The organism is Dongia sp., assembly GCF_041905885.1.
Taxonomy (GTDB): Bacteria; Pseudomonadota; Alphaproteobacteria; order Dongiales; family Dongiaceae; genus Dongia.
Genome location: NZ_JAYRKD010000028.1, coordinates 73341 through 80335, shown reverse-complemented (window position 1 = coordinate 80335; position 6995 = coordinate 73341). Strand labels below are relative to the sequence as shown.

At 67.4% G+C, this 6995-nt stretch carries 9 protein-coding genes, 1 pseudogene and 1 riboswitch; of the genes and pseudogenes, 8 read left to right on the top strand and 2 right to left on the bottom strand.

The features are described 5' to 3' along the window. Window positions 1-105, top strand: a pseudogene (locus ACH2CY_RS22880) (IS110 family transposase); the annotation flags it as partial. 171 nt (window positions 106-276) lie between these two features. Here the strand turns inward: ACH2CY_RS22880 and ACH2CY_RS22875 are convergent. Together ACH2CY_RS22875 and crcB are read right to left on the bottom strand one after the other, a co-directional pair. Next, window positions 277-639 (bottom strand): hypothetical protein, encoded by a 363-nt coding sequence (locus ACH2CY_RS22875; protein WP_395021977.1) that lies wholly within the window; start codon window positions 637-639, stop codon window positions 277-279. 85 nt (window positions 640-724) lie between these two features. Further along, complete coding sequence (crcB, locus tag ACH2CY_RS22870; protein WP_395021975.1) at window positions 725-1120, bottom strand: fluoride efflux transporter CrcB; 396 nt, start codon at window positions 1118-1120, stop codon at window positions 725-727. 99 nt (window positions 1121-1219) lie between these two features. After that, a riboswitch (Fluoride riboswitch) is annotated at window positions 1220-1311 on the bottom strand. A 160-nt stretch (window positions 1312-1471) separates the two neighbouring features. Between crcB and lepB the strand changes: the two genes are divergently transcribed. From lepB to ACH2CY_RS22835, 7 genes are all read left to right on the top strand, one after another. Next, window positions 1472-2320, top strand: a complete 849-nt coding sequence (gene lepB, locus ACH2CY_RS22865; protein WP_395021974.1) for a signal peptidase I — start codon at window positions 1472-1474, stop codon at window positions 2318-2320. Window positions 2321-2330: 10 nt separating this feature from the next. After that, entirely contained in the window at window positions 2331-3068 is a 738-nt protein-coding gene (gene rnc / locus ACH2CY_RS22860) for a ribonuclease III (RefSeq protein WP_395021973.1), read from the top strand. Continuing rightward, window positions 3065-3970 (top strand): GTPase Era, encoded by a 906-nt coding sequence (era, locus tag ACH2CY_RS22855; RefSeq protein WP_395021972.1) that lies wholly within the window; start codon window positions 3065-3067, stop codon window positions 3968-3970. Before rnc ends, era begins: the two co-directional genes overlap by 4 nt. 50 nt (window positions 3971-4020) lie before the next feature. Next, entirely contained in the window at window positions 4021-4281 is a 261-nt protein-coding gene (locus tag ACH2CY_RS22850) for a hypothetical protein (protein ID WP_395021970.1), read from the top strand. 68 nt (window positions 4282-4349) lie between these two features. Continuing rightward, window positions 4350-5006, top strand: coding sequence for a hypothetical protein (locus ACH2CY_RS22845; RefSeq protein ID WP_395021969.1), 657 nt, complete (start codon window positions 4350-4352; stop codon window positions 5004-5006). A 7-nt stretch (window positions 5007-5013) separates the two neighbouring features. After that, window positions 5014-5745: a DNA repair protein RecO gene (gene recO, locus ACH2CY_RS22840; protein WP_395021967.1), complete on the top strand. Its 732-nt coding sequence runs from the start codon at window positions 5014-5016 to the stop codon at window positions 5743-5745. An 8-nt stretch (window positions 5746-5753) separates the two neighbouring features. Then, window positions 5754-6995 carry an NAD(P)/FAD-dependent oxidoreductase gene (locus ACH2CY_RS22835; protein ID WP_395021966.1) on the top strand — a complete coding sequence of 414 codons (1242 nt, stop codon included), beginning with the start codon at window positions 5754-5756 and terminating at the stop codon, window positions 6993-6995.

The following is a 6995-nucleotide window of genomic DNA, read 5'->3' as shown; positions in this document are numbered from 1 at the left end:
CAGGCCGGCAAAGCCAAAAAACTCGCCCTGGTCGCGGTCATGCGAAAACTCCTCACCATCCTCAACGCAATGATCCGGGACAAAACATCATGGCAAAGCGCTTGACGACGAAGACAGTCGCTCACCCCAACCCTCTCCCTACGGGCGAGGGAGTGCGGCGGAGTCTTCGGTGTCACTGAGTTAGAATGGCTTGTGCCACAGCGTCCCCTCGCCCGTAGGGAGAGGGACAGGTGAGGGTCTTGCAGCAGCTTGAGGCCTCTCCCGTGTACCACCGCCCTAAAACGCGATCTTCCAGCTCCCGTCCTCGACCTGGCACAGCGGCAGGGTGAAGGTCTTGCCGCCGCCGGCGGTGAAGCTGTGCTTCACGGTCTGGCATTCCATGCCGTTCTTCTCGAACAGCTCCAGGATCTCGACATGGCCGGCGCGGCCGCTGGACGAGGTCCAGTCCGCGGTGGCGCCGACCTTCTTCTGGTCCACCGCCGTCTTCAGCGCGCCTTTCATCTGCGCCATGTCCTCTTCGCTCATGCCGACGGAATCCTTGAACCACGGCGCCAGCATCTGCGCCGAAGCCGGAGCGGCGACCGCGGCGATTGCGGTCGCGATGGCCGCGGACAGAAAGGCTTTGCGGAAATCCTGCATCTCTTCCCCCTCGGTTGCGGTGCCGTGCATGGGGAGACGTTGGCACCGCCGCCGGGGCGGCACAATTTGGACCAAGGGGCAGGGATCAGCCCCAGATCGCCCGCGCCGCCGCCAGCGCCGCGAAGATCGCGACCAGCGAGCCCAGGACCGAGGCGGCGAGATAGAAGGCGGCCCCGCCCATCGCGCCGCGTTCCCAGAGCGTCGCGAAATCCAGCGAGAAGGCGGAGAAGGTGGTGAAGCCGCCGAGCACGCCGGTGGTGAGGAAGAGCCGCCAATGCTGGCTCATCGACCCGAACAGGCCCTCGCCGCCGCGGAAGGCGAAGTAGCCGGCGATCAACCCCATCGCCAATGAGCCCACGATGTTGATGGTCATGGTCGCGTAAGGAAAATCCGCCCCGGCCAGCCGCGGGCCCAGCATGTTCACGCCATGGCGCAGCATGCCGCCGATCCCGGCGCCGACGAACACGATCGCATAGAGCATTCAGGACTCCTCTCACCCAGCCGCATGCGCCGGCGGCGAAAACATCGCGCAGGGACCAAGCCGGTGGGGGAAATTTCAGACAGACTCCCACCGTGCGTTCGCCCGGTAGGAGCCATCAGCCGCAACACCCGGTTGCGGCGGTTCGGCGGCTCTTGATCGGCCGCCCGGGGGACTCCATCCCCGTCGCCCGGCAAGCTACTGGAGCCATGTGACCCTGTCAAAGCGGCCCTGTCCCCGCCGCCGGGCGGCTGACCGCGCTCGGCTTGACTTTCCACCGGTCGGATGGCTTGATCCGCCGGACCGCCGCAGGAACCAGGGCGCATGGAAAAACCGGAACGGAAACAACAAGTTATGGCGAAGCCTGAGTCCGGGAGCCTCCGTGAAACATGGGAGCTCGCCAAGACCTTGTTCTGGGCCATCGTGATCGCGATCTTCGTCCGGACCTTCGCCTTCGAGCCGTTCAACATCCCGTCCGGATCGATGATGCCGACCCTGCTGATCGGCGATTACCTGTTCGTCTCCAAGACCGCCTACGGCTACAGCAAGTATTCCTTCCCCTGGGGCCTGGCGCCGTTCGAGGGCCGGGTCTGGGAAGACGCGCCGAAGCGCGGCGAAGTCGTGGTGTTCCGCCCGCCTGGACAGCCCGACACCGATTTCATCAAGCGTGTGATCGGCCTGCCCGGCGACCGCATCCAGATGAAGCAGGGCGTGCTCTACATCAACGGTGAAGCGGTGAAGCGCGAGCGCATCGCCGACTTCCAATACAACGAGGGCAAGACCGACCGGCCGGTTCCGCAATACATCGAGACGCTGCCCGGCGGCGTAACCCACACCATCATCGAGACCAAGGGCGACAACGGCGAATTGGACAACACGCCGGTCTACATCGTCCCTGAGGGCGACTATTTCATGATGGGCGACAATCGCGACAACTCGAACGACAGCCGCCCGGGCGCATGGAAATACGCGATCTCCCTGGGGCCGGACGGAAAGGTGCCGCCGGAAGTGCTGGCCAAAATCCAATCCACCGAGATCTCGGATCCCGCGCTGCTGGAAGATGTCGGTTTCGTGCCGGCGCAGAATCTGATCGGCCCGGCCAAGATCCTGTTCTGGTCCTACGACGACACGTTCAAGCTCACCAATCCGCTCACCTGGGTGACCGCGCTCCGCTGGCAGCGTCTCCTCAACTTCATCGACTGAGTCTCGGTGGATGTCGGGAGGGGGGAGCACAGCCAAACGCGAGACCGGGCCGGATCTGCGCGACCTGATGGCGGCGTTGGATTACGGCTTCAAGGACCCGGAGCTGCTGCGCGTCGCCCTGATGCATCCCAGCGCGGTCTCGACCGGTCGCGGCAAGCTGCGCAAGAAAGCCGAACGCGGCGCCGACAACCAGCGCCTGGAATTTTTGGGCGACCGCGTGCTCGGCATCGTCATCGCCGAGATGCTGTTCCGCGCCTTCCCGGATGAAGACGAGGGCGCGCTGGCGCGCCGCCTCGCGGCACTGGTGAAGCAGGACAGCCTCGACGCCGTCGCGCGCGAGATCGCGCTCGGCCGCTATCTCACCATCTCCCGCGGCGAGGAGGAGGGCGGCGGGCGCGCCAATCCCGCCATCCTCGCCGATGCCTGCGAGGCGCTGATCGGCGCCATCTATCTCGACGGCGGGTTGGGGACCGCCCGGGTCTTCGTCGAGCGCCACTGGCGCCCGAAGATGGACGCCGAGGCGAAGCCGCCGCAGGACGCCAAGACCGCGCTGCAGGAATGGGCCCAGGCCGCGGGCCTGGCGCTGCCGCTCTACACCGTGGTGAAGAGCGAAGGCCCGCCGCACGATCCCGTCTTCGAGGTCGAGGTCACCGTCGCCGGCCAGGAGCCGGCCTCGGCCCGCGGCCGCTCCAAGCGCGCGGCGGAGCAGGCCGCGGCGAAACGTCTTCTGGATCGGGTCGGCGCATGACCGAGCCAAAATCTCGCTGCGGTTTCGTCGCCATCATCGGCGCGCCCAATGCCGGCAAGTCCACCCTGGTCAACCGCGCGGTCGGGCAGAAGGTCTCGATCGTCAGCCCCAAGGTGCAGACCACGCGCAGCCGTGTGCTCGGCATCGTCACCGAAGGCGCCACGCAGATCATCCTCATCGACACGCCCGGCATCTTCGCGCCGCGCCGGCGCCTGGATCGCGCCATGGTCGCCGCCGCCTGGGGTGGCGCCGCCGATGCCGATGCGGTGGTGCTGATCGTCGATGCGGCGCAGAAGTCCGTCGATGAGGAGACGCTGGGCATCATCGCCGGGCTGAAGAAGCAGAAGCGCCAGGCGATCCTCGTCCTGAACAAGATCGACATCGTGAAGCGCGAAAAGCTGCTGACGATGGCGTCGAATCTCAATGCCGAAGGCGTCTTCACCGACATCTTCATGATCTCGGCCGAGACCGGCGACGGCCTCGACGATCTGCTGCAGGCCCTCGCGCAGCGCATGCCGGAAGGCCCGCACCACTATCCCGACGACCAGATCACCGACGCGCCAATGCGTTCATTGGCCGCCGAGATCACCCGCGAGCAGCTGTTCCGTCAGCTGCAGCAGGAACTGCCCTATGCGCTCACCGTCGAGACCGATTCCTGGGAGGAGTTCAAGGACGGCAGCGCCAAGATCCAGCAGACCATCTTCGTCGCCCGCGACAGCCAGAAGGGCATCGTGGTGGGGAAGGGCGGCGACCGCATCCGCCAGGTCCGCGAGGCGGCGCAGCGCGAGATGGAGGAGATGATGGAGCGCAAGGTCCACCTCTTCCTCTTCGTCAAGGTCCGCGAGAACTGGGCCGACGACCCCGAGCGCTTCCGCGCCCTGGGCCTGGACTGGGAGGCCTAGCCGGGCCTATCCTCAAGCCTGGGGGACGCTCACTGGCAGGAGGTGAGCCCATGACCATCCAAGCGATCGGCGCTGGTGCTGCGCTCAATGCCACCGCGGCACCGGCCGCGCGGCCCGGCCAGGCGGCCGAGCGCAACGATCCCACGGCCTCCACCATCATCATCAGCCGGGTCACCGTCACCAATCCCGACGGCTCGACCACCACCACCGTCACCTATGCCGACGGCCATACCAAGATCGAGACCACGCCGCCGAAATTCGCCGCGGCGGAAGGCGAGGGGCGGGTGACCGCGGTCGACATACTGGCTTAAATCCCGGCTTCCAAGCCGCGACAGACCGGCTATCTTCCCTCCCATGGACGAGGAGGAGTCTCGAGGCCGTGCAAACCCCCGCTTTCTACGACACGCTGTTCGGCGACCTGCCGCTCATCGACTGGGCGCAGCACGGCAACAAGCTTGAAGGCGAGTCCTGGGCCGCCTTCGCCCGCGCCGCCGAGGCCAAGGCCGCCGGCCAGATCGCGCAGGCCTGCCGCGCGCTGCTCGAGATCACCCGGATGGCCGACCTCGACAGCCGGCACTATCTCCAGGCCTGGAGCGCCTTGCGCGAGCTGAACTGCCCCGAGGGCCGGTCCGGCGAGCGCGAGATCCTCGGCGTCATCATCGAGGCGCACGCCGACCACGGCGAGAACGGCCACGACATCCTCGCGGTCTATGCCGACGGCAGCGCGCTCTATCTCGACCATGCCGGCGCGGTCACCACCTGGCCGGCGGAGGACCCGAAGCTCGAGGACGAGATCGGCGCGGTGCTGGATGCCGCCGGCGCGATCCTGCCGAAGATCGGTCCCTGGAACGAGAAGCGCCTGCCGCCGCCGGAGCGCGGCAACGTGCGCCTGAACCTGCTGACCCCGGTCGGCCTCTGCTTCGGCGAAGGCCCCTTCGCCGCGATCGCCCGCGACCCGGTCGGCGGCCCGCTGGTGAAGGCCGGCGCCGTGCTGGTGCACCGCCTGCAGCAGCAGCCGAAAGCCACCGTCAACTGACGGCCAAATGGATTTCACCGACGACGCGATCGTGCTTTCCGCCCGCCGCCACGGCGAGGCCAATGCCGTGCTGTCCGTCCTCACGCGCGAGCATGGCCGGCATCTCGGCCTGGTCAAAGGCGGCACCTCGCGGCGGCAGCGGCCGATGCTGGAGATCGGCAACCGGCTGAAAGTCACCTGGCGCGCGCGATTGGAAGAGCAGCTCGGCAACTTCACCGCCGAGCCGGTCGATGCCGTCTCGGCGATCCTGCTCGACGATCCGTTGAAGCTCGCCGCCCTGGCCGCCGCCTGCGCCGTCGCCGACGTGGTGCTGCCCGAGCGCGAGCCGCATGAGGACGTCTACCAGGCGACCGCGACCCTGATCGCCGCCATCACCGGCGAGAATGCGAACTGGCCGGCCGATTACGTGCGCTGGGAACTGGCGCTGCTGACCGCACTCGGCTTCGGCCTCGATCTCTCGAAATGCGCGGTGACCGGCGACGCCGACGGCTTGGCTTTCGTCAGCCCCAAGACCGGCCGCGCGGTCAGCCGCGCCGGCGGCCAGGGCTATGCCGACCGCCTGCTGCCGCTCCCCGCCTTTCTCCTCAAGGACGGCAAACCCGACCGCAGCGACCTGCTGGCGGGATTGCGCCTGACCGGCTATTTTCTCGACCGCCACGTCCTGCACGGCCCGATCACCGACAAGCGCTGGGAGGCGCGGTCGCGCTTCATCGACCGGCTGGCCGCATCCAAGTCCTGAGGGGTTCCATGTCCGAACAGCATATCGCCGTGATCGGCGCCGGCATCGTCGGTGTCTCCGCGGCGCTTCACCTGCAGCGCGACGGCAAGCGCGTGACGCTCATCGACGAGCGCAACCCGGGCGAGGGCACCTCGAAGGGCAACGCCGCGGTGCTGGCGATCGATTCCTGCGCGCCGGTCGCGACCCCGGGCGTGATGTGGGACGTGCCGAAGTATCTGAAGGACCCGCTCGGGCCGCTGGCGATCCGCTGGTCCTATCTGCCGAAGATCGCGCCCTGGCTTTTGCGCTTCGTCGCCGCCTCCAAGCCGGAGCGGGTTGAGGAGATCTCGATCGCACTCCGCTCGATCCTGCTCCAGGCGACCGCGGTGCACCGCGACCTCGCCCGCGCCATCAACGAGACCTCCATACTGAAGGAGACCGGCTGGCTCGGCGTCTTCGAGAGCGACAAGAAGTTCGAATCCTACCAATGGGACCTCGACCTCCAGAAGCGCCGCGGCGTCCCCTTCCAGGTGATGAAGCAGGAGGAGATCCGCCAGTTCGAGCCCTCGCTGCAGCCGATCTTCCGCCACGCGGTCTATTACCCGGAGAATTCCTACGTCCTCGACAACTTCCGCCTGGTGCGCGAGGCCGCCCGCGTCTTCGCCGAGAACGGCGGCAGCATCGTGAAGGCCCGCGTCACCGGCTTCCACATCGGCGAGCGCGGCCCGACCGCCGTCAAGACCGAGACCGGCAGCATCGCCTGTGACGGCGTGGTGGTCGCCGCCGGCGCCTGGTCGAAGGCATTGACCGCCATGCTCGGCCACAAGGTGCCGCTCGACACCGAGCGCGGCTATCACGTGACCTTGCCCAACGCGCAGAAGATGCCGCGCATGCCGCTCTATTCCGGCGATCATTCTTTCGCGGTGACGCCGCTGGAAGTCGGCCTGCGCTTCGCCGGCACGGTGGAGCTGGGCGGCCTCGACGCCGCGCCGAACTACGACCGCGCCGAGATCCTGATGAAGCACGGCCGCCGCATGTTCGGCGAGTTGAACGAGGAGGGCCGCAGCAACTGGATGGGCTTCCGACCCTCGATGCCGGATTCCTTGCCCGTCATCTCACAGGGCCGCCGCTACGCCAACACCTGGTTCGCCTACGGCCACGGCCATCTCGGCCTGACGCTCGGCCCGGTCACCGGCAAGATCGTCGCCGACCTGGTCGCGGGCAGAGAATCCGGCCTCGACCTGAAACCCTTCGCGATCGACCGCTTCTGA

Excerpts from the sequence above, each read along its gene's own strand:
- ACH2CY_RS22850 (WP_395021970.1), top strand. The coding sequence starts at position 4,021 with ATGACCATCCAAGCGATCGGCGCTGGTGCTGCGCTCAATGCCACCGCG.
- era (WP_395021972.1), top strand. The coding sequence starts at position 3,065 with ATGACCGAGCCAAAATCTCGCTGCGGTTTCGTCGCCATCATCGGCGCG.
- lepB (WP_395021974.1), top strand. The coding sequence starts at position 1,472 with ATGGCGAAGCCTGAGTCCGGGAGCCTCCGTGAAACATGGGAGCTCGCC.
- ACH2CY_RS22835 (WP_395021966.1), top strand. The coding sequence starts at position 5,754 with ATGTCCGAACAGCATATCGCCGTGATCGGCGCCGGCATCGTCGGTGTC.
- ACH2CY_RS22875 (WP_395021977.1), bottom strand. The coding sequence starts at position 639 with ATGCAGGATTTCCGCAAAGCCTTTCTGTCCGCGGCCATCGCGACCGCA.
- rnc (WP_395021973.1), top strand. The coding sequence starts at position 2,331 with ATGTCGGGAGGGGGGAGCACAGCCAAACGCGAGACCGGGCCGGATCTG.
- crcB (WP_395021975.1), bottom strand. The coding sequence starts at position 1,120 with ATGCTCTATGCGATCGTGTTCGTCGGCGCCGGGATCGGCGGCATGCTG.
- recO (WP_395021967.1), top strand. The coding sequence starts at position 5,014 with ATGGATTTCACCGACGACGCGATCGTGCTTTCCGCCCGCCGCCACGGC.